The sequence below is a fragment of the Pseudomonas sp. M1 genome, assembly GCF_022760135.1.
GTDB lineage: Bacteria > Pseudomonadota > Gammaproteobacteria > Pseudomonadales > Pseudomonadaceae > Pseudomonas > Pseudomonas citronellolis.
Map to the genome: position 1 here is coordinate 1,236,204 of NZ_CP094343.1, position 20,615 is coordinate 1,256,818.

17 protein-coding genes are annotated in these 20,615 nt (G+C 68.7%); 12 read left to right on the forward strand and 5 right to left on the reverse strand.

Translation table 11 applies throughout. The features are described from left to right. Window positions 1–95: 95 nt before the first annotated feature. The 8 genes from PM1_RS05525 to PM1_RS05560 all read left to right on the forward strand — a co-directional run bounded on the left by PM1_RS05525 (window position 96) and on the right by PM1_RS05560 (window position 7,798). Window positions 96–1,124 (forward strand): amino acid ABC transporter substrate-binding protein, encoded by a 1,029-nt coding sequence (locus PM1_RS05525; protein WP_009616117.1) that lies wholly within the window; start codon window positions 96–98, stop codon window positions 1,122–1,124. 118 nt (window positions 1,125–1,242) lie between these two features. Then, the gene (locus tag PM1_RS05530) at window positions 1,243–2,427 is read left to right on the forward strand and encodes an amino acid ABC transporter permease (RefSeq protein ID WP_009616118.1); all 1,185 of its coding nucleotides are present in this window, start codon (window positions 1,243–1,245) and stop codon (window positions 2,425–2,427) included. 9 nt (window positions 2,428–2,436) lie between these two features. Beyond that, window positions 2,437–3,534, forward strand: coding sequence for an amino acid ABC transporter permease (locus PM1_RS05535; protein ID WP_009616119.1), 1,098 nt, complete (start codon window positions 2,437–2,439; stop codon window positions 3,532–3,534). Between the two features lie 12 nt (window positions 3,535–3,546). Continuing rightward, window positions 3,547–4,320: an amino acid ABC transporter ATP-binding protein gene (locus tag PM1_RS05540; RefSeq protein WP_009616120.1), complete on the forward strand. Its 774-nt coding sequence runs from the start codon at window positions 3,547–3,549 to the stop codon at window positions 4,318–4,320. 265 nt (window positions 4,321–4,585) lie between these two features. Beyond that, on the forward strand, window positions 4,586–5,302 hold the full coding sequence (gene pcsA / locus PM1_RS05545) for a phosphatidylcholine synthase (RefSeq protein ID WP_009616121.1): 717 nt from the start codon (window positions 4,586–4,588) through the stop codon (window positions 5,300–5,302). 491 nt (window positions 5,303–5,793) lie between these two features. Then, window positions 5,794–6,492 carry a glutathione S-transferase C-terminal domain-containing protein gene (locus PM1_RS05550; RefSeq protein ID WP_009616122.1) on the forward strand — a complete coding sequence of 233 codons (699 nt, stop codon included), beginning with the start codon at window positions 5,794–5,796 and terminating at the stop codon, window positions 6,490–6,492. After that, the gene (locus tag PM1_RS05555; protein ID WP_009616123.1) at window positions 6,489–6,788 is read left to right on the forward strand and encodes a GIY-YIG nuclease family protein; all 300 of its coding nucleotides are present in this window, start codon (window positions 6,489–6,491) and stop codon (window positions 6,786–6,788) included. The genes PM1_RS05550 and PM1_RS05555 overlap by 4 nt, the downstream gene beginning before the upstream one ends. A 74-nt stretch (window positions 6,789–6,862) precedes the next feature. After that, a complete protein-coding gene (locus tag PM1_RS05560) occupies window positions 6,863–7,798 on the forward strand; it encodes a glutathione S-transferase family protein (RefSeq protein ID WP_009616124.1) in 936 nt (311 codons plus the stop codon). Between the two features lie 427 nt (window positions 7,799–8,225). Here the strand turns inward: PM1_RS05560 and yejK are convergent, their stop codons facing one another. Continuing rightward, window positions 8,226–9,230 (reverse strand): nucleoid-associated protein YejK, encoded by a 1,005-nt coding sequence (gene yejK / locus PM1_RS05565; RefSeq protein ID WP_009616125.1) that lies wholly within the window; start codon window positions 9,228–9,230, stop codon window positions 8,226–8,228. Window positions 9,231–9,294: 64 nt separating this feature from the next. Next, the gene (locus PM1_RS05570) at window positions 9,295–10,662 is read right to left on the reverse strand and encodes a TAXI family TRAP transporter solute-binding subunit (protein ID WP_009616126.1); all 1,368 of its coding nucleotides are present in this window, start codon (window positions 10,660–10,662) and stop codon (window positions 9,295–9,297) included. 106 nt (window positions 10,663–10,768) lie between these two features. Between PM1_RS05570 and sbcD the strand changes: the two genes are divergently transcribed. The 4 genes from sbcD to PM1_RS05590 all read left to right on the forward strand — a co-directional run bounded on the left by sbcD (window position 10,769) and on the right by PM1_RS05590 (window position 17,257). After that, window positions 10,769–11,989: an exonuclease subunit SbcD gene (gene sbcD, locus PM1_RS05575; RefSeq protein WP_009616127.1), complete on the forward strand. Its 1,221-nt coding sequence runs from the start codon at window positions 10,769–10,771 to the stop codon at window positions 11,987–11,989. Continuing rightward, on the forward strand, window positions 11,989–15,429 hold the full coding sequence (locus tag PM1_RS05580) for an AAA family ATPase (protein WP_009616128.1): 3,441 nt from the start codon (window positions 11,989–11,991) through the stop codon (window positions 15,427–15,429). The genes sbcD and PM1_RS05580 overlap by 1 nt, the downstream gene beginning before the upstream one ends. 191 nt (window positions 15,430–15,620) lie before the next feature. Next, a complete protein-coding gene (locus PM1_RS05585) occupies window positions 15,621–16,322 on the forward strand; it encodes a Dps family protein (protein WP_009616129.1) in 702 nt (233 codons plus the stop codon). 392 nt (window positions 16,323–16,714) lie between these two features. Then, window positions 16,715–17,257 (forward strand): hydrolase, encoded by a 543-nt coding sequence (locus PM1_RS05590; RefSeq protein WP_009616130.1) that lies wholly within the window; start codon window positions 16,715–16,717, stop codon window positions 17,255–17,257. Here the strand turns inward: PM1_RS05590 and rlmF are convergent, their stop codons facing one another. The 3 genes from rlmF to PM1_RS05605 all read right to left on the reverse strand — a co-directional run bounded on the left by rlmF (window position 17,258) and on the right by PM1_RS05605 (window position 20,533). Next, window positions 17,258–18,247 (reverse strand): 23S rRNA (adenine(1618)-N(6))-methyltransferase RlmF, encoded by a 990-nt coding sequence (rlmF, locus tag PM1_RS05595; protein ID WP_009616131.1) that lies wholly within the window; start codon window positions 18,245–18,247, stop codon window positions 17,258–17,260. Window positions 18,248–18,386: 139 nt separating this feature from the next. After that, the gene (locus PM1_RS05600) at window positions 18,387–18,683 is read right to left on the reverse strand and encodes a winged helix-turn-helix domain-containing protein (RefSeq protein ID WP_009616132.1); all 297 of its coding nucleotides are present in this window, start codon (window positions 18,681–18,683) and stop codon (window positions 18,387–18,389) included. A gap of 17 nt (window positions 18,684–18,700) precedes the next feature. After that, entirely contained in the window at window positions 18,701–20,533 is a 1,833-nt protein-coding gene (locus tag PM1_RS05605; protein ID WP_009616133.1) for an SLC13 family permease, read from the reverse strand. Window positions 20,534–20,615 lie beyond the last annotated feature (82 nt).

Here is a 20,615-nt window from a genome sequence, read left to right on the forward strand (position 1 = left end):
ACTTCGATGCAAGGTCCGGAGCAGACCGTGCGGCGCCTCACAAGGGCGAGTGGGCCGGGACTCCAACACGAATAAAAGCAAACTGGAGGTGATCGATGAAGATGGTGAAATCCACACTGGCGGTGCTGACCGCTCTGAGCGTCCTCGGGCTCAGCGGCATGGCCCAGGCCGGCGCCACCCTGGACGCGGTGAAGAAGAAGGGCTTCGTGCAGTGCGGCATCAGCGACGGCCTGCCGGGCTTCTCCTATGCCGATTCCAAGGGGGTCTACAAGGGCATCGACGTCGATGTCTGCCATGGCATCGCCGCCGCGGTCTTCGGTGACGCCAGCAAGGTCAAGTTCACTCCGCTGACCGCCAAGGAGCGCTTTACCGCGCTGCAGTCCGGCGAGATCGACGTGCTCTCGCGCAACACCACCTGGACCAGTTCCCGCGACAGCGCCATGGGCCTGAACTTCGCCGGCGTGACCTACTACGACGGCCAGGGCTTCCTGGTGAACAAGAAGCTCGGCGTGAGCAGCGCCAAGGAGCTGGACGGCGCCACCGTGTGCATCCAGGCCGGCACCACCACCGAGCTGAACCTGTCCGACTACTTCCGCTCGAACAACCTCAAGTACACCCCGATCACCTACGACACCTCCGACGAAAGCGCCAAGTCGCTGGAGTCCGGGCGTTGCGACGTGCTCACCTCCGACCAGTCGCAGCTCTACGCGCAGCGCATCAAGCTGGCCAAGCCGGACGACTACGTGGTGCTGCCGGAAGTGATCTCCAAGGAGCCCCTCGGCCCGGCCGTGCGCCAGGGTGACGAGGAATGGTTCGACATCGTCCGCTGGACGCTGTTCGCCATGCTCAACGCCGAGGAGCTGGGGATCGACTCGAAGAACGTCGAGCAGATGGCCAAGTCCTCGAAGAACCCCGACATCAACCGCCTGCTGGGCGCCGAGGGCGACTACGGCAAGGACCTGAAGCTGCCGAAGGACTGGGCGGTGCAGATCGTCAAGCAGGTCGGCAACTACGGCGAGATCTTCGAGCGCAACGTCGGCGAAGGCAGCGAGCTGAAGATCAAGCGCGGCCTCAATGCCCTGTGGAACAAGGGTGGTCTGCAGTACGCACCGCCGGTGCGCTGACCTCCCACAGCCCGCGCCCGGATCCTGGGCGCGGGCCCTGTTTCGAACGACGTGAGGTCCCCCGCGCGGTCACGGGCGTAGCCCCGTGCCCGCCGGGGCGGCCTGCGAGAGGGCTTACATGCAGAATTCCGTCAAAGCCCGGCGCCCGCGCGGCCTGTCGCTCAGCGACCCGGCCGTGCGCGCCTGGGCCTTCCAGATCATCGCCGTCGTCGCCGTGGTGGCGTTCGGCTGGTTCCTCTTCGACAACACCCAGACCAACCTTGCCCACCGCGGCATCCAGTCCGGCTTCGGCTTCCTGGGCAACAGCGCCGGCTTCGGCATCTCCCAGCACCTGATCGACTACAGCGAGTCCGACACCTACGGGCGGGTGTTCTTCGTCGGCCTGCTCAACACCCTGCTGGTGACCGTGATCGGCATCGTCCTGGCGACCATCATCGGCTTCATCCTCGGCGTGGCCAGGCTGTCGCCGAACTGGCTGGTGCGCAAGATCGCCACGGTGTACATCGAGACCTTCCGCAACATCCCGCCGCTGCTGCAGATCTTCTTCTGGTACTTCGCCGTGCTCGCGCAACTGCCCGGGCCGCGGCAGAGCCTGAGCGTCGGCGGCCTGCTGTTCTTCAACAACCGCGGCATGCAGATGCCGGCGCCGGTGGCCACCGAGGCGCTGCCGGCGTTCCTCATCGCCGTCCTCCTGGCCATCGTCGCCTGGGCCGTGCTCTGGCGCTGGGCCAAGGTGCGCCGCCACGCCACCGGCAAGACCTTCCCGGTGTTCCTCACGGGCCTGGCCACGCTGATCGTGCTGCCGGCGCTGACCATCCTGGTGGCCGGCGTGCCGGTGCACTGGGACGTGCCGGTGCTGCAGGGCTTCAACTTCCGCGGCGGCTGGGTGGTGATCCCGGAGCTGGTGTCCATCGTCCTGGCGCTGTCGATCTACACCGCCGCCTTCATCGGCGAGACGGTGCGCGCCGGCATCCAGGCGGTCAGCCACGGCCAGACCGAGGCCGCCGGCTCCCTGGGCCTGCGCCCGGGGCAGACGCTGCGGCTGATCATCATCCCGCAGGCGCTGCGGGTGATAGTGCCGCCGCTGACCAGCCAGTACCTGAACCTGGCGAAGAACTCCTCGCTGGCCGCCGGCATCGGCTACCCGGACATGGTCTCGCTGTTCGCCGGCACCGTGCTCAACCAGACCGGCCAGGCCATCGAGACCATGGCCATCACCATGAGCGTGTACCTGGCCATCAGCCTGAGCATCTCGCTGCTGATGAACTGGTACAACAAGCGCATCGCGCTGATCGAACGCTAGGGGGACGCCATGGCAAACCATACCTTCAAGCCCGATCTGCCGCCGCCGGCGCTCAGCGTCGGGGTCATCGGCTGGCTGCGCGCCAACCTGTTCTCCAGCTGGATCAACACCCTGCTGACCCTGGTCGGGCTCTACGTCATCTGGCTGATCGTCCCGCCGCTGCTGGAATGGGCCGTGTTCAAGGCCGACTGGGTTGGCGAGAGCCGCGCCGACTGCAGCCGCGAGGGCGCCTGCTGGGTGTTCATCAGCACCCGCATCGGCCAGTACATGTACGGCTTCTACCCCGAGGCGCTGCGCTGGCGGGTGGACCTCAACGTGCTGCTGGTGGTGGTCGGCGCCGCGCCGCTGTTCCTGCGCCAGTTCCGGTACAAGCTCAAGTACGGCCTGGCCTACCTGCTGGCGCTGCCGCTGGTGTCCTACTGGCTGCTGCACGGCGGCTTCCTCGGCCTGGACAACGTGCCCACCAGCCAATGGGGCGGCCTGATGCTGACCGTGGTGATCGCCGCCGTGGGCATCGCCGGGGCGCTGCCGCTGGGCATCCTGCTGGCCCTGGGGCGGCGCTCGAAGATGCCGGCGATCAAGGTCCTGTGCGTCACCACCATCGAGTTCTGGCGCGGCGTGCCGCTGATCACCGTGCTGTTCATGTCCTCGGTGATGCTGCCGCTGTTCCTGCCCGAGGGCATGAACCTCGACAAGCTGCTGCGTGCCATGGTGATGGTGGTGCTGTTCGAGGCCGCCTACATCGCCGAGGTGGTCCGCGGCGGCATGCAGGCCATCCCCAAGGGCCAGTACGAGGCGGCCGCGGCCATGGGCCTGGGCTACTGGCGGATGATGGGCCTGGTGATCCTGCCCCAGGCCCTGAAGCTGGTGATCCCCGGCATCGTCAACACCTTCATCGCGCTGTTCAAGGACACCAGCCTGGTGATCATCATCGGTCTGTTCGACTTCCTGAATAGCATCAAGCGCGCTACCGCGGACCCGGCCTGGCTGGGCATGTCCACCGAGGGCTACGTGTTCGCCGCGCTGGTCTACTGGGTCTTCTGTTTCGGCATGTCCCGCTACTCCATGCACCTGGAGCGCAAGCTGGACACCGGCCACAAGCGTTAGGAGTTCGTCATCATGTCTGAAGCCAGCAACAAGACCGTCCCGGCCATCGGCGATCACGTGATGATCGAGATGAAGGGCGTGAACAAGTGGTACGGCCAGTTCCACGTGCTCAAGGACATCAACCTCACCGTGCGCCAGGGCGAACGCATCGTCCTCTGCGGCCCGTCCGGTTCGGGCAAGTCCACCACCATCCGCTGCATCAACCGCCTGGAGGAGCACCAGCAGGGCAGCATCATCGTCGACGGCACCGAGCTGACCAACGACCTCAAGCAGATCGAGGCGATCCGCAGCGAGGTCGGCATGGTGTTCCAGCACTTCAACCTGTTCCCGCACCTGACCGTGCTGCAGAACTGCATCCTGGCGCCGATGTGGGTGCGCAAGATGCCCAAGCGCGAGGCCGAGGAAGTGGCCATGCACTACCTGGAGCGGGTGCGCATCCCCGAGCAGGCGAGCAAGTTCCCCGGGCAGCTCTCCGGCGGCCAGCAGCAGCGCGTGGCCATCGCCCGGGCGCTGTGCATGAAGCCGAAGATCATGCTGTTCGACGAACCCACCTCGGCGCTCGACCCGGAAATGGTCAAGGAGGTACTGGACACCATGATCGGCCTGGCCCAGAGCGGCATGACCATGCTCTGCGTGACCCACGAGATGGGCTTCGCCCGCACCGTGGCGAACCGGGTGATCTTCATGGACAAGGGCGAGATCGTCGAACAGGCGCCGCCGGACCAGTTCTTCGACAACCCGCAATCCGACCGCACCAAGCTGTTCCTCAGCCAGATCATCCACTGAGCCTGCGCGGCGCGGCCCCCGCGGGCCGCGCCGCATCCCTGGCGTCCGAAAGCCGTCGCAAAGCCATCCTACGCTCGTCAGCGCCCTTGGCGCTGCGGGGGCGCTTCGGCGTATCCTGAGCCTTCCCCATGCCCCATCCGGGCCGACCGGGCTGAACTCGGTCGCAGGATCGGTGTTCCGATACCCAGGAGGCACCTGTGGAAAGCCCTGGATGGGCTATACGTTGAAATAGCCCGCACTGCCGCCTGACTGAAGAGAAGCGCCCGTGAACCTGACCCTCACTCCATTGAACCTGAGCAAAGCCAAGGCCTGGAGCGCCCACGCGGTGACGGCCAGCGGCGTCATCCTGGCCCTGCTGGCGCTGCTCGCGCTGGTCGACAACCGCCCGCAGGCCTGCCTGCTGTGGCTGGGCGCGGCCCTGCTGGTGGACGGCCTGGACGGCACCCTGGCGCGCAAGTTCGACGTCAAGGCGGTATTGCCGCACTTCGACGGCTCCACCCTGGACCTGGTGATCGACTACCTCACCTACGTGTTCATCCCGGCGATCTTCATCTACCGCTACGTGCCGCTGCCGGTGCACAGCGAGCTGGCAATCGTCGGCGTCATCCTGGTGTCTTCGCTGTTCTGCTTCTGCAACGTGAACATGAAGAGCAAGGACAACTACTTCGTCGGCTTCCCGGCGGCCTGGAACGTGGTGGCGGTGTATTTCTTCGTCCTCGGGCCCGGCCCGTGGGTGAGCCTGGTCACGGTGCTGGTGCTGGCGGGCCTGACGCTGACGCGGATGAAGTTCCTGCACCCCTTCCGGGTGCGCCAGTTCATGCCGCTGAACATTGCGGTGACCTTCGTCTGGATGTTCAGTAGCGCGTTGCTGATCCTGCAGCAGCCGGTGGACCAGACCTGGTTGCTGTGGTTGTGGTTCGTGGCTTCGGCGTATTTCGTCGGCGTGTGTGTCTGGCGCACGGCCATGGAGTGGTTCAACTGAGATAGGGCGGGGCGTTCCGGTTTCATCGCAGGGCGGAGTCCGCTCCTATGGCATGAGCGAGCATGGCTCTTCGTAGGATGGGTTGAGCGAAGCGATACCCATCAGCGTCACCGCATGGGTTTCGCAAGCTCAACCCATCCTACGGGGTGTCATATTTGCTGGAAGGTGTAGGAGCGGGCCCTGCCCGCGATTTCGCGCGCAGGGCGCGCTCCTACATTGGAATGGCGTGGGTTGGGCGGCGTAGGAGCGGACTCTGTCCGCGATTGGATTCCCCGGCCACGCCGGACGCCCCGGCGGCACGACCAAGGGCGGATAACCGCGAACGCTCATACGCCCTACGTTCGCGGGAATGATGGGTTTCAGAACCGTTACGGAGGCGGCACCCGAGCCACCCGGCGAACACGGTCATGTCTGATAGCACTCCGACAGGGCTCGCCGCGGCGCCTGGCATGCGCTTAAATACCAGGCGAGCCCGCGCAGGAAGCCTCGCCATGATCACCCTGTTCCAGTTCCCCCCGGCCTTCAATGTGCCCAACGTCAGCCCCTTCTGCCTGAAGCTGGAGACTTTCCTGCGCCTGTCCGGGCTGGAATACCAGGTGCAGCACGTGACGGACCCGCGCAAGGGGCCCAAGGGCAAGCTGCCCTTCGTCAAGGTCGAGGGGCAGACCGTCGCCGACACCGAGATCATCATCCACGACCTCCAGCAGCGCTTCGCCTTGGACCTGGACGCCGGCCTCGACGCCCGCGGGCGTGGCTGGGCGGTGTCGATCACGCGGCTGTGCGACGAGCACCTGGCGCCGCTGCTGGTGTACTTCCGCTGGCTGGAGGAGGACGGCTGGCGCCAGGTCGCCCCGGTGCTGCTGCGCGGCATCCCGGCGCCGCTGCGGCCGGTGGTCGGCGCGCTGGTGCGCCGCAAGATCCGCGGCGAGATGCGTGGCCGCGGGTTGACCGCCCACAGCCGCGAGGAACTGCTGAGCTTCGCCCGCCAGGACCTCGACGCCCTCGACGGCATGCTCGGCGACCTGCCGTACTTCGGCGGCGCCCAGCCCTGCAGCGCCGATGCCGCGGCCTACGGGATACTCGCCAACCTGGTGCTGTGCACCCTGGAAACCCCCCTGAACCACATGGCGCGCGAATACGAGCGCCTGGTCGGCTACTGCGAGCGCATGCAGCAGCGGGTCTGGACATGACCCAGGCCGAGCCCAAGCCCTGGTTCGTCTACCTGGTGCGTGCCGCCAACGGCGCGCTCTACTGCGGCATCAGCGACGACCCGCAGCGGCGCTTCGAGGCGCATTGCAGCGGGCGTGGCGCGCGCTTCTTCCATTCCAGCCCGGCGCAGGCGCTGGTGTACGTCGAGGCCTGCGCCGGCAAGGGCGAGGCGCTGCGCCGCGAGCGGGCGATCAAGGCCCTGGGCAAGCCGGCCAAGGAACGCCTGGCGCTGGCCGGCGCGGCCCTGGCCATCAGCGCGGCGGATGGCCATCCATAGCTTCGACCGGGTAGGACCGCGCGCCGCGGCGGGGTAAGCTGGAAGGCCCTCAACGCCGGCCAACGGAGCCCCGCATGTCCGAGCTGATCCTGCACCACTACCCGACTTCCCCCTTCGCCGAGAAGGCCCGCCTGCTGCTGGGCTTCAAGCAGCTGTCGTGGCGCTCGGTGCTGATCCCGCCGATCATGCCCAAGCCCGACCTGCTGGCGATCACCGGCGGCTACCGCAAGACGCCGGTGCTGCAGGTGGGCGCCGACGTCTACTGCGACACCGCGCTGATCGCCCGCCGCCTGGAGCAGGAGAAGGCCACCCCGGCGCTGTTCCCCGAGGGCCAGGAGTTCACCGTTGCCGCCTTCACCGCCTGGGCCGATTCGGTGCTGTTCCAGCATGGCGTGAGCCTGGTGTTCCAGCCCGAGTCCATCGCCGTGCGCTTCGGCAAGCTGCCGCCGGAGTTCCTCAAGGCCTTCGTCGCCGACCGCAGCCAGTTGTTCAGCGGCGGCAGCGCCGCGCGCCTGCCGGCCGAGCAGGCGCGGCAGCAGTGGCCGGTGTTCATGGCGCGGCTGGAGCAGCAACTGGCGCGGGAGGAGGGCGACTTCCTGTTCGGCGAGCCGTCCGTGGCGGATTTCGCCGTCGCCCACGTGCTCTGGTTCGTCAAGGCCACCCCGGTGACCTCGCCGCTGGTGGACGCCTACCCGTCGGTGGTGGCCTGGCTGGGCCGGGTACTCGGCTTCGGCCATGGCGCGCACAGCGAGATGAGCAGCGAGGAAGCCATCGCCGTGGCTCGCGACAGCCAGCCGGCGGCGCTGCCGGACGAGCCGTTCAGCGACGCCAACGGCCTGCGGGCCGGCCAGCGGGTGGCCATCGCGGCGACCGACTACGGCGTCGATCCGGTGGAGGGGGAGCTGCTGCACGTGGGCAGCGAGGAGCTGATCCTGCGCCGCGAAGACCCGCGCGCCGGGGTGGTGCATGTGCACTTCCCGCGGCTGGGGTTCGGCATCGAGGCGCGCTGAAACGCAGGAGCCACGGCCCTTGGCCTTTGGCCCGAAAAGCGCCAGCCACGCCATTCCCTTCACGCCATTCCCTTGTAGGAGCGCGCCCTGCGCGCGAATCGCGGGCAGGGCCCGCTACAGCCGGGACAACGGCGGATAACGCCGTAGGCGTTATGCGCCCTACGGGGAATGGCGTGGGTGGGCGCGTAGGAGCGGATCTCATCCGCGAATCGCGCCGGAATGTCCGGCTATCGCGAACAAGGTCCTACGGGTTCCAGGAAGCACGGCTTTTCGTAGGATGGCGTTGAGCGGAGCGATACCCATCACTCCGGCAGCATGGGTATCGCAAGCTCAACCCATCCTACGAAAAGCACCTCGGCGCAAGAAAGTTGCTCCTACGACCGTGCTTCCTGGACACGTAGGAGCGGACTCCGTCCGCGATTCGCGGTTATTTGCGGCGCTTGAGCTGGTCGTGCAACTGCGTCGGCAGCCCGCGGATGATCAGCATGTCGCGCTCCTCGTCGTACTCCACCTTGCTGCCCAGCAGGTGCGCCTCGAAGCTGATCGACAGGCCCTCGGCGCGACCGGTGAAGCGGCGGAACTGGTTGAGGGTGCGCTTGTCCGCGGGGATTTCCGGGGCCAGGCCGTAGTCCTTGTTGCGGATGTAGTCGTAGAAGGCGCGCGGCGCCTGGTCGTCCATCAGCTCGGAGAGCGCGTCCAGGGCCATCGGCTCGCCCAGGCGCGCCTGGCTGGTGGCGTAGTCGACCAGGGTGTCGGTCTTCTCGCGGGCCTGCTCTTCGGGCAGGTCCTCGCTTTCCACGTAGTCGCTGAAGGCCTTGAGCAGGGTGCGCGTCTCGCTGGGCGCGTCGACGCCTTCCTGGCAGCCGATGAAGTCGCGGAAGTAGTCCGAGACCTTCTTGCCGCCCTTGCCCTTGATGAACGAGATGTACTGCTTGGAGGCCTTGTTGTTGCGCCATTCCGAGCAGTTGATCCGCGCCGCCATGTGCAACTGGCCCAGGTCCAGGTGGCGCGAGGGCGCCACTTCCAGCGCCTCGGTCACCGCCACGCCCTCGCTGTGGTGCAGCAGGGCGATGCTCAGGTAGTCGGTCATGCCCTGCTGGTAGTGGCAGAACAGCACGTGGCCGCCGGTGGAGAGGTTGGACTCCTCCATCAGGCTCTTCAGGTGCTCCACGGCCTGGCGGCTGAAGGCGACGAAGTCCTTGCCGCCGTCCAGGTACTCGGCCAGCCAGCCGCTGAACGGGTAGGCGCCGGACTCCTCCTGGAACAGGCCCCAGGCCTTGTTCGGCTTGGCGTTGTAGCTTTCGTTGAGGTCGGCCATGAGGTTCTCGATGGCCTGGGAGTCGCCCAGTTCGGCGTCGCGCGCGTGCAGCGTGGCGGGGTTGCCGTCGGGCTTCTTGTCGATCAGGTGGACGATGGCGTGACGAATCGGCATCTCGGGCTCGGCTCTGGACGATGGTGGCAAAGCCGCCAGTTTACCCGAGCGCGACGCGCCACGCTCACCCGGCCTTGTCCAGCGGCGCCTCGCCGTCGCGCTCGCGGCGGTTGCGGCGCAGCTGGCGCAGGCGACGGATCACGTAGTTCAGGTGCAGGTGCAGCTCGTACAGCTCGTTGTAGTACGACAGCGGCACCTCCACCCGCGACAGCTCGGCTTCCAGGCTCTCCAGGCGCTCGATCTCGCGGCTGAGCTCCGCGCTGCCGGTGTTTTCGTCCAGGCGCCGGTCGATTTCCCGCAGGTAGCGGTACCAGCGGTAGATGCGCGCGCGGATGCGCCAGCGGTACAGCGGGCCGATGGACTTGAACAGCGGGATGAGGATGGCGATGAAGGGGATCAGCAGGATGATGTAGCGGTCGGCCAGGGAGGCGATGCGGAACGGCAGGAAGCGCTGCAGCAGCGGCAGGCCGCTCTTGTAGTAGCGCTCGGCGTCCTCGTTCAGGCGCAGGGTGCGCGGCTCGGCGGCGGGGAAGGCGCCGGGGGCGTCGAGCAGGCTGCCCTGGCGCATCACCTGGCGCGCGGCCTGGAGGATCAGCGGCGTCAGCGCCGGGTGGAAACGCTCGTTGATCACCAGGGTGGCCACCGGCGACAGGGTGGTCAGGTTGCGGTGCGGCACGTTGTGTTCCAGGTTCAGCAGGCCTTCGCCCACCTCCAGGCGCTTGAGGAAGCGCAGGCGCGCCTCGTAAGCGTCGGCGCGGCGGAAGCCGGCCAGCAGCAGTTGCTCGCTGGCGGCCAGGCGCTGGATCAGCGGGTTGTCCGCCGGGCCGACGAAGAAGGCGGCGTCCAGGCTGCCGGCCAGCAGCGCGTCGGCGGCGCTATCGCCGCCGCTGGCCTGCCAGCCGGCGGGGTGCTGCTCATCCTTGATGCCGTTGGCCTGCAGGATGGCCGCGGTGATCGCCTCGGTGCCGCTGCCGCGGCTGCCCAGGGCCACGCGCAGGGGCAGCAGGTCGGCGATGCGGTCGATGTGCACGTCGCGGCGCTGGAACAGCCACAGCGGCTCCTGGAACATGGCGCCGAGGGTCTGCAGGCGCTGCCGTTGCCCGGCGGCGAGCTGGCGCTCCTGGCCGCTCTGCACCAGGGCGATGTCCACGCCGCTGTGCTCGTCCAGCAGCAGGTCCATGTTCTGCCGCGAGCCGGCGCTGGGCACCAGCTTCAGCTCGAAGCCCTGTTCGGCCAGCTCGGCCTGCAGCTTTTCGCCGAAGGCCGCGTAGCCGCCGTCGGGGGCGCCGGTGGCGAGGGTCGCGCTCATCGGCGGCGGCGGCGCGACGAAGTAGAAGACCGCGGCCACCAGGGCGGCCAGCACCGGCACTATCCACAGGTTGGCGCGCACCAGGATGGCGAGGTCGCGGAGCATGTTGAGCAGGCGTTGCATGGTCTGATTCCCGGCCGGCGTTCCTTCAGGATAGCCAGCCTGGCGCGGGCGCACCCCGGAAGCGGGTATCATCGCCGGCTGGATCAGACAGCGGGACAGCAGGCGCATGCGCATCCTCCACACTTCCGACTGGCACCTCGGCCAGCACTTCATGGGCAAGAGCCGCGAGGCCGAACACCGCGCCTTCTGCCGCTGGCTGGTGGAGCGCGTGCGCGAGCACGACGTGGATGCGGTGATCATCGCCGGCGACGTGTTCGACACCGGCGCGCCGCCCAGCTACGCCCGCGAGCAGTACAACCGCTTCATCGTCGAACTGCGCGAGACCGGCGCCAGCCTGGTGGTGCTGGGCGGCAACCACGACTCGGTGGCGATGCTGGAGGAGTCCCGCGAGTTGCTGGCGGTGCTCGGCACGCGGGTGATCGCCGCCGCCGGGGCCGACCTCGACCGGCAACTGCTGGTGCTGCCGCAACGCGACGGCACGCCGGGCGCGGTGCTCTGCGCCATTCCCTTCCTGCGCCCGCGCGACCTGCTGGCCAGCCAGGCCGGGCAGAGCGCCCAGGACAAGCAGCTGGCCCTGCAGCAGGGCATCCAGGCACACTACCAATCTCTGTTCGCCCTGGCCGAGGCCCGGCGCGCGGAATTGGGCGGGCGCCTGCCGATAGTCGCCACCGGGCACCTGACCACGGTCGGCGCCAGCGCCAGCGAGTCGGTGCGGGAAATCTACGTCGGCAGCCTGGAAGCCTTCCCCACCAGCGCCTTCCCGGCGGCGGACTACATCGCCCTGGGGCACATCCACCGGCCGCAGAAGGTCGGTGGCCTGGAGCACATCCGCTACTGCGGCTCGCCCATCGCCCTGAGCTTCGACGAGGCGCGACAGGCCAAGGAAGTGCTGCTGGTGGACCTCGACGAAAGCGGCCTGCGCGCGGTGACGCCGCTGGCCGTGCCCTGCTTCCAGCCCTTGCAGTCGCTGGCCGGCGACCTCGACAGCCTGCCCGCGGCGCTGGCCGAAGCCGCCAACCTGGGCACGCCGGAACGCCCGGTGTGGGTGGAAGTGCTGGTGCGCAGCGACGACTACCTGAACGACCTGCAGGCGCGCCTGGAGAAGCTCTGCGAGGCGCTGCCGGTGGAAGTGCTGCGCACCCGCCGCGAACGTGGTAGCCAGCAGGTGGGGCTGTTCGGCGAGGCGCGCGAGACCCTCGACGAACTCTCCGCCGAGGACGTCTTCGAACAACGCCTGGACGCCGAGGACCTGGCGCCGCCGCTGCGCCAGGAACTGGCCGGGCTGTACCGCCAGGTGGTCGCCGAACTGCGCGAGGAGCAAGCCTGATGCGCATCCTCAGCCTGCGCCTGAAGAACCTCAACTCGCTCAAGGGCGAGTGGAAGATCGACTTCGCCGCCGAGCCTTTCGCCGGCAACGGCCTGTTCGCCATCACCGGGCCCACCGGCGCCGGCAAGACCACCCTGCTGGACGCCATCTGCCTGGCCCTGTACCACCGCACGCCGCGCATGAACACGCTGTCGCAGAGCGGCAACGAGCTGATGACGCGGCACACCGCCGACTGCCTCGCCGAGGTCGAGTTCGAGGTCAGGGGCCGCCGCTACCGCGCCTTCTGGAGCCAGCGCCGGGCCCGCGACAAGGTCGACGGCGCGCTGCAGGCGCCCAAGGTGGAGCTGGCGCGCATCGAGGCGGCCGGCGGCGAGGGGGAAATCCTCACCGACAAGATCAACGACAAGCTGCGCCAGACCGAGCAGCTCACCGGCCTCGACTTCGGCCGCTTCACCAAGTCCATGCTGCTGGCCCAGGGCGGTTTCGCCGCCTTCCTCGAAGCCAGCGCCAACGACCGCGCGGCATTGCTGGAAGAACTCACCGGCACCGAGATCTACGGGCTGATTTCCCAGCGCGTGTACGAGCGCAGCAAGGCGGCGCAGAACGATCTGGAACTGCTGAAGAGCCGTGCCGAAGGCATGGAGCTGCTCAGCGAGGAACAGCGCGGCGAGCTGCAGGCCGAAGCCGAACGCCTGCTGGCCGAGGAAGCGCCGTTGCTCCAGCGCCAGGCCGAATTGCAGGCCCAGCGCCGCTGGCGCGAGGACCTTTCCCGCGCCGAACAACAGCACCAGCAGGCCGCCGCGCGCGAGCAGCAGGCCCGCGACGCCCTGCTCCAGGCGGCCCCCGACCTGCAGCGCCTGGCCGCCAGCGAGCCGGCGGCGCGCCTGCAGCCCCTGCATGCAGCCTGGCAACAGGCGAGCCAGGCGCTGGAGCGGGACGAAACCGGCCTGGCGGACCTGCAACGCCAGCAACGGGACTGCGCGGAGCAGGCCGTGCGCAGCCTGTGGCAGGCCAGCCAGTACAGCGCGCAGTGGGCGGGGCAGCGCCAGCGCGCCATCGATGAACTCGCAACGCAGCGCCGCGAAGTACAGGCGCAGCTCGCCGCGCACCCGCAACGCGCCCGCCTGGGCGAACTGCTGGGTGGCTGGCGTGCGCAATTCGCCCAGCGCGAACAGCTCGGCAGTGAATTGCAGGGCGCCCGTGCGCGCCTGGAGCAGGAAGCCGCCGCCATCCAATCCTTGCACGGCCAACTCACCGCCCAGGGCCAGGCCCTGGCCGGCGCCGGGCAGGCGCTGGACGCGGCGCACCAGGCCGAGGCGCAGCAGCAGGCGCGCTTGCAGGCCCTGCTGCAAGGCGCCGGCGAAAGCGCCCTGCGTGAGCGCTGGCAGCAACTGCAGCAGCAGGGCAGGGCAATGGACCGCCTGCAGCAGCTGGCGCAGAGCCGCGAGCAGGCCAACGTGCAGGCTGCCCGCCTGCAACCTCAGCTCGACTCGCTGCAGCAACGTCAGGCGCAGAAGGAAGCCGCGATCGCCGAACTGCGCGAGCGCTACAAGACGCTGAAGCAGCAGGTCGCCGACAAGGAGAAACTGCTGGAGCAGGAGCAGCGCATCCAGGCCCTGGAGGCCTACCGCGCACAACTGCAGCCCGGCGAAGCCTGCCCCTTGTGCGGTTCCCACGAGCACCCGGCCATCGCCAGCTACCAGGCGCTGGACGTATCGCAGACGCGCCGCGCCCTCGACGAATGCCGCGCGGCCCTGGCCGCTCTGGAAAGCGATGGCGTGGCGCTGCGCGACGAACTCTCCGACGTGACGGCTCAGGCGGCCCAGGCTCGGCAGCAACTGGAGCAACTGCGCGAACAACTGCACCAGCTCGATACGGAATGGCAGCGTCAGTCGGCCGAGCAGAACCTCGCCATCGAGGATGCCGCCGGCCTGGCCGCGATCCGCCAGGCCCAGGAGCAGGCCCTGGCCGACCTGCAGGAACGCCTGGCGGCGCTCGATGCGCTCAAGGGCGAATTGCAGCAGGCCGCGAGCGCCCGCGAGAGCGCCGAGCGCAGCCATGCGGCCGCGTTGCAGCAGGAGGCTTTGCTGCATCGGGATCTGGACAACGCACAGCAGCGCCAGGCGGAACAGCGGCAACGCCTGGAGCAACTGCAAACCCAGGCCGAACGCCAGGCCGCCGAGCTGCTGGCCAGCCTCGACGGTTTCGCCGCCGCCTTGCCCGAGCAAGGCGCTGCCTGGTTGGCCGAGCGCGAAGGCGAATGGCGCGCCTGGCAGCAGGCTCAGCAACGGGACCAGCAACTGCAGGAGGCCGAGCGCGAAGCCCGGCGCCTGCTGCAGGAAGCCGAAGCCCAGGCCGGGCAGTGGCGCGAACGCTGGAGCGCCAGTGGCGAGCCGGCATTGCCGGAGCCGGCGCCCGAGGCGCAGCCGCAACAGGCCCTGCAAGCGGCGGAGGCGGCCCTACAGGCGGCGCAGCGCCAGGCCGATGCGCTGCTCGGCCGCGAGCAGAGCCTTGCCGCGCACCTGGAGCAGGCGCGCACGACTCTGGCCGAATGCGAGCGAGCCTGGCAGCAGGCGTTAGCTGAAAGCCCGTTCGCCGACCTGGCGGCCTTCCTCGCCGCGTTGCTGGAAGATGGCGAGCGCCAGCGCCTGGGCGAACTCAAGACGCGCCTGGACACCGCGCTGACCGAAGCCGTGGCGTTGCGCGTCGCCGCCGAGGAAGCCGAGCGCCAACTGCGCGCGCAACCGCTGGGCGAACTGGAGCTACCGGCCCTCGACGAGCAGTTGCAGGCCCTCGCCACCCAGCTGCGCGAACTGGGCCAGCGCCAGGGCGAAGTACGCGCGCAACTGCAAGGCGACGACGCCCGCCGCGCCAGCCAGCAGGCGCTGTTCGCCGAGATCGCCGCACAGGAGGCGCACCACGACCTCTGGCAGCGCCTGAACGGCCTGATCGGTTCCGCCGATGGCGCCAAGTACCGGCGCTTTGCCCAGGGCCTGACCCTCGACCACCTGGTGCACCTGGCCAACCGGCAACTGCAGCGCCTGCACGGCCGCTACCAACTGGCGCGGCGCGGCGACGGCGAGCTGGAACTGGAGGTGGTGGACACCTGGCAGGGCGACGTCGCCCGCGACTGCCGCACCCTTTCCGGCGGCGAGAGCTTCCTGGTCAGCCTGGCGCTGGCCCTGGCGCTGTCCGACCTGGTCAGCCACAAGACCAGCATCGATTCGCTGTTCCTCGACGAAGGCTTCGGCACCCTCGACGGCGAGACCCTGGAAGTGGCGCTGGACGCCCTCGACAGCCTCAACGCCAGCGGCAAGAGCATCGGCGTGATCAGCCACGTCGAGGCGCTCAAGGAACGCATTCCCGTGCAACTCAAGGTGCACAAAGGTGTCGGTATGGGGTACAGCCGCCTCGACGCGTGCTTCGCCGTGCAATCCTGAGCCTTGCCCGGCGTCATTGCGCCGCACGTTGGGCGGCGCGACGACTTGCAATCGAAGCGCGGCGAGGTAGGCTCAAGAGCGCACTCTTGGCCGTAAGAGGAATAACGCAGGGAGTGCGTCAGGCTCGTCCCGGACCGCCAGTTTCGGCACGCACAGGGGCGGCATCCACAAGACCCCTTGAGGTGATCGAGATGAAGAAAACCGCAGCCACTGCGAAGAAACCCGCTGCACCCAAGACCGTCGCCAGCAAGCCGGCTGCGGCCAAGCCGGCCGCTGCCAAACCCGCTGCTGCGAAACCTGCCGCGGCGAAGAAGCCGGCAGCGAAGAAACCCGCCGCCAAACCGGCGGCTGCCGCCAAGCCCGCCGCCGCGGCCAAGCCGGCACCGCGCCGCGCCCCGGCCCTGGCCACCCCGTCGGACCTGTCCAGGGACGCCACCCGCGACCTCAGCGCGGCCCTGAGCCGCCTGCTGGCCGACGTCTTCGCCCTGTACCTGAAGACCAAGAACTTCCACTGGCACGTGAGCGGCCCGCACTTCCGCGACTACCACCTGCTGCTGGACGACCAGGCCACCGAAATCTTCGCCATGACCGACCCGATCGCGGAGCGCGTGCGCAAGATCGGCGGCAACACCATCCGCTCCATCGGCCACATCGGCCGCCTGAAGCGCATCGCCGACAACGACGCCGAGTTCGTCCAGCCGCTGGACATGCTGGCCGAGCTGCAGGAAGACAACAAGTCGCTGACCGCCTACATGCGCGAAGTCCACGACCTGTGCGACGAGTACCACGATATCGCCACCGCCAGCCTCATCGAGAACTGGATCGACGAGACCGAGCAGCGCACCTGGTTCCTCTTCGAGACCAGCCGCCGCGGGGATGTGACGGGGCATTGAGGGTGCATGGCTGAAGAGAGGAGGGCCCCTTTTGCAGGGGCCTTTTTCTTTGGCGCGGGGGGAGGTTTCTGCGTGGCTTGCGGGTGTGGCTCCCTCTCCCTAACCCTCTCCCTGAAGGGAGAGGGGACCGTTGGGCAGATGCTGATGCTTTGGAGTCAGCCGGCCACACAGAGACTGCCGGCTGAAACCAAGCCTTTTCTCGGCACGGACAAGCCCCCTCTCCCTTCAGGGCGGGGCGCGCAGCCGAGGGCTGGGGAGAGGGAGCGGACTTGACGTTGCTCCAGCGCTTCACCTTCGCTCATTCTCTTCCCTGCATTTGTGTCGACCTGCTTTCCGGTTGACACCCCCACACAGCAAGCCGAAAAAGAAGAACCACCCCAGGAGACTCCCCCATGCTGCTCCACGCCCCCACCTCGACCCTCCTCCTCATCGACATCCAGGAACGCCTGTTCCCCGCCATCCACGACGCCGAGGCGCTGCTGCAGCACAGCGCCTGGCTGCTGGCCGTGGCGCAGCGCCTGGGCGTGCCGGTGCTGGCCACCGAGCAGTACAGCAAGGGCCTGGGTCCGACCCTGGCGCAGCTGCGCGAGCACCTGCCGGCCGCGGCCATCCTGGAGAAGATCGCCTTCTCCGCGGTGGCCGACCCGGGCCTGCTGCAACTGCCCGGCGGCGAGCGCCGGCAGTTCGTGGTGTGCGGCACCGAGGCCCACGTCTGCGTGCTGCAGAGCGTGCTCGGCCTGCTGGCCGAGGGCCGCGAGGTCTACGTGGTGGCCGAGGCGGTCGGCTCGCGGCGCCCGGAGGACAAGGCCCTGGCCCTGGAGCGCATGCGCCAGGCCGGCGCGGTGATCGTCAACCGCGAGATGGTCGCCTTCGAATGGCTGGAGCGCGCCGGCAGCGAGACCTTCCGCGCCGTCAGCCGCGAGTTCATCCGCTAGTCAGCGGTACCAGGCGGCGCGCGCCTCGGCGTCGAGGAAGGTCCAGGCGACGAAGCGGCTCTGCTTCTGCCCCTGGGCCATGTCCAGGGTGCGCACCTGCAGCGCGCCGGCCTTCTTCAGGGCGCGGCGGAAGTCGTCGAGGTTGCCGGCCTTGGACACCAGCGAGCTGAACCACTGCACCTGCTGCGCCACTTCGCGGCTTTCGCTGGCCATGCGCTTGAGGAAGGCGATCTCGCCGCCCTCGCACCACAGCTCGTTGCTCTGCCCGCCGAAGTTCAGCAGCGGCAGCTTGCGCGAGGGGTCGAGCTTGCCGAGGTTCTTCCACTTGCGCCGGCTGCCGGCGCGGGCCTCCTCGGGGGAGGCGTGGAACGGCGGGTTGCACAGGCTGGCGTGGAAGCGTTCGTCGGCGTGCAGCAGGCCGTGGAAGATGTGCTGCGGCTCGCTCTGCTGGCGCAGCTCGATGGCCTCGGCCAGGCCCGGGTTGCCCAGCACTATGTTGCGCGCCGAGGCCAGGGCGGCGGGTTCGATGTCGGCGCCGAGGAAGCGCCAGCCGTAGTCGCGGTGGCCGATCAGCGGGTAGATGCAGTTGGCCCCGACGCCGATGTCCAGCACCCGCACGCCGGGCCCGCGCGGCACGCAGCCTTCGTTGTCCTCGGCCAGCAGGTCGGCCAGGTAGTGCACATAGTCGGCGCGGCCGGGGATCGGCGGGCAGAGGAAGTCGGCGGGGATTTCCCAGTGGCCGATGCCGTACTGCGCCTTGAGCAGCGCGCGGTTGAACACCCGCACCGCCTGCGGGTCGGCGAAGTCGATGCTGGGCTTGCCGTAGGGGTTGGTGATGACGTAGTCGCCCAGCTCGGGGCTGGCGGCGATCAGGCTAGGAAAGTCGTAGCGCCCCTGGTGGCGGTTGCGCGGGTGCAGCAGGTCGGGTTTCTTCGCGGCGGGATCGCGCAGCGGTTGCGGCTTGGCGGGGCGTTTCGGCGGCTTGGGCATGGCGGGCGGCAGGGCAGGGCAGGGGAGCGGAGGGCGATTTTCCCACAGAAGCGCGCCTTCTGCTTCTCGTAGCTGATCTCATCCGCGAACCGCACCGGGACGTCCGGCTATCGCGGACAAGGTCCGCTACAAGGCGGATTCAGGGGTATTCCAGAGTCGCCTTGATCTTGCCCAGGTTCGCCTCGATCCAGCGCGGGTCGATGGCGCCCCAGTCGCGGATGCGGTAGTGCCCGGCGTTGTTGCGCTCGCCGGCGTGCTGTTCGAACACGCAGTCGATGTCCAGGTCGGCCAGCGCCGCCAGGGTGTCCTGGGCGGTGCGCCGGGGCATGCCGGTGGCTTCCATCAGCGCCGGCACGCTGCTGGCCTGGCCGCTGTGCACCAGCCAGGCGACGTACAAGCGGCGGTAGAAACTGCTCTTGGTCTTGCTCACTTCCATGGGCTTTCCTTGTTCGGTCAATACAGCGGCAGCAGCCAGGGTACCAGCAACACGCTGACGATCATCACCAGCAGGGTGAAGGGCACGCCGACCCTGACGAAGTCGCCGAAGCGGTAGTGCCCGGGGCCCAGCACCAGGGTGTTCACCGGCGAGGAGATGGGCGTCATGAAGGCCGCCGAGGCGGCCAGCGCCACTATCATGGCGAAGGGTTCCGGCTGGGCGCCCAGGGCCCTGGCGGTGGCGATGGCCACCGGCGCCATGAGCACGGCGGTGGCGGTGTTGGAGATGAACAGGCCGATCAGCGCGGTGAGCAGGAACAGGCTGGCGAGGATCAGGTAGGGCCCGGCGCCGCCCAGGGCCGCCACCAGGGCCTGCACCGCCAGGTCGATGCCGCCGGTCTTCTGCAGGGCCAGGGCGAAGGGCAGCATGCCGACGATCAGCACCAGGCTCTGCCAGTGGATGGCGCGGTAGGCGCTGTCCATGTCGATGCAGCGGAAGGCGCCCATCAGCAGGCAGGCGATCAGCGCGGCCAGCACGTTGGGCACCAGGCCGCTGACCATCAGCAGCACCATCACCCCCAGGCTCAGCAGCGCGTGGGGCGCCTGGCTGGCCGCCGGCGCGGCCTCGTCCACCTCGGCCGGCAGGCTCAGCACCAGGAAGTCGCGGCCCTGGCCCTGGAGCTGGCGGATGTCCTTCCAGGCGCCCACCACCAGCAGGGTGTCGCCGACCTTCAGCTTGGCGTCCAGCAGGCCGTCGACCACGGCTTCGCGGTTGCGCCGCAGGCCCACCACGTTGAGCCCGTACTGGCTGCGAAAGCCCAGCTGCAGGATGCTCTTGCCCAGCAGCGCGGACTCCGGCGGCAGCGTCACCTCGGCCATGCCCACCTCGTGGGCGCGCTCGGTGAAGTAGTCGCCGTGCAGGCTCAGCGGTTCCAGGCCGTATTCGTGGTAGAGGGCGAGCAGGTCGATGCCCGGCTGGTAGATGTCCACCAGCAGCACGTCGCCGACCTGCAGCACCACGTCGGCGCCGGGGCTGAGGATCTTCAGGCGGAAGCGTGCCAGGCGCTCGATGGCGATCACGTTGGTGCCGCGCTCGGTGCGCAGCTGGACGTCGCCGAGGGTCATGCCGGCCAGCGTGGAGTCGGGGCGGATGCGCAGCCGGCGTTCGCGCCCGGCCAATTGGTAGTCGCGGATCAGGTCGCGCAGCGAGCGGCGTTGCGCGGCGTTGCCGGGGCCGTCGTGGTTGTCGCCGAGCCAGCGCCGGGCCACCAGCATGTAGGCCACGCCCAGGACCAGGATCACCAGGCCGATGGGGGTGAAGCTGAAGAAGCCGAAGCCCGGCTCGCCCTCGCGCACCAGTTCGCTGTGCACCACCATGTTCGGCGGCGTGGCCACCAGGGTGAGCATGCCGCTGATCAGCCCGGCGAAGCTCAGCGGCATCATCAGCCGCGCCGGCGAGACGTTCAGGCGCCCGGCGACGCTGAGCACCACCGGAATGAAGATCGCCACCACGCCGGTGGAGCTCATCACCGAGCCCAGCCCGGCCACCGCCAGCATCAGCAGCACCAGCAGGCGCGTCTCGTCGCTGCCGGCCTTGTGCGTCAGCCACTCGCCGATGCGGTAGGCCACGCCGGTGCGCACCAGGCCCTCGCCGATGATGAAGAGCGCGGCGATTAGCACCACGCTGGGGTCGGCGAAGCCGGCCAGGGCTTCCTGCACGCTGAGCACGCCGCTCAGCGGCAGGGCGACCATGGCCAGCAGGGCGACCACGTCCATGCGCGGCCGGTTGACGACGAACAGCGCCACCGCGGTGGCGAGCAGGAACAGGACCCAGAGCAGTTGCGGATTCATGCGCTTCCTTAGCCGGCGAATCGGCGGGCATTGTGCCCGGGCGACGGGCGCAATGCCTTGATCCGATGCAGCTTAGCGAAGC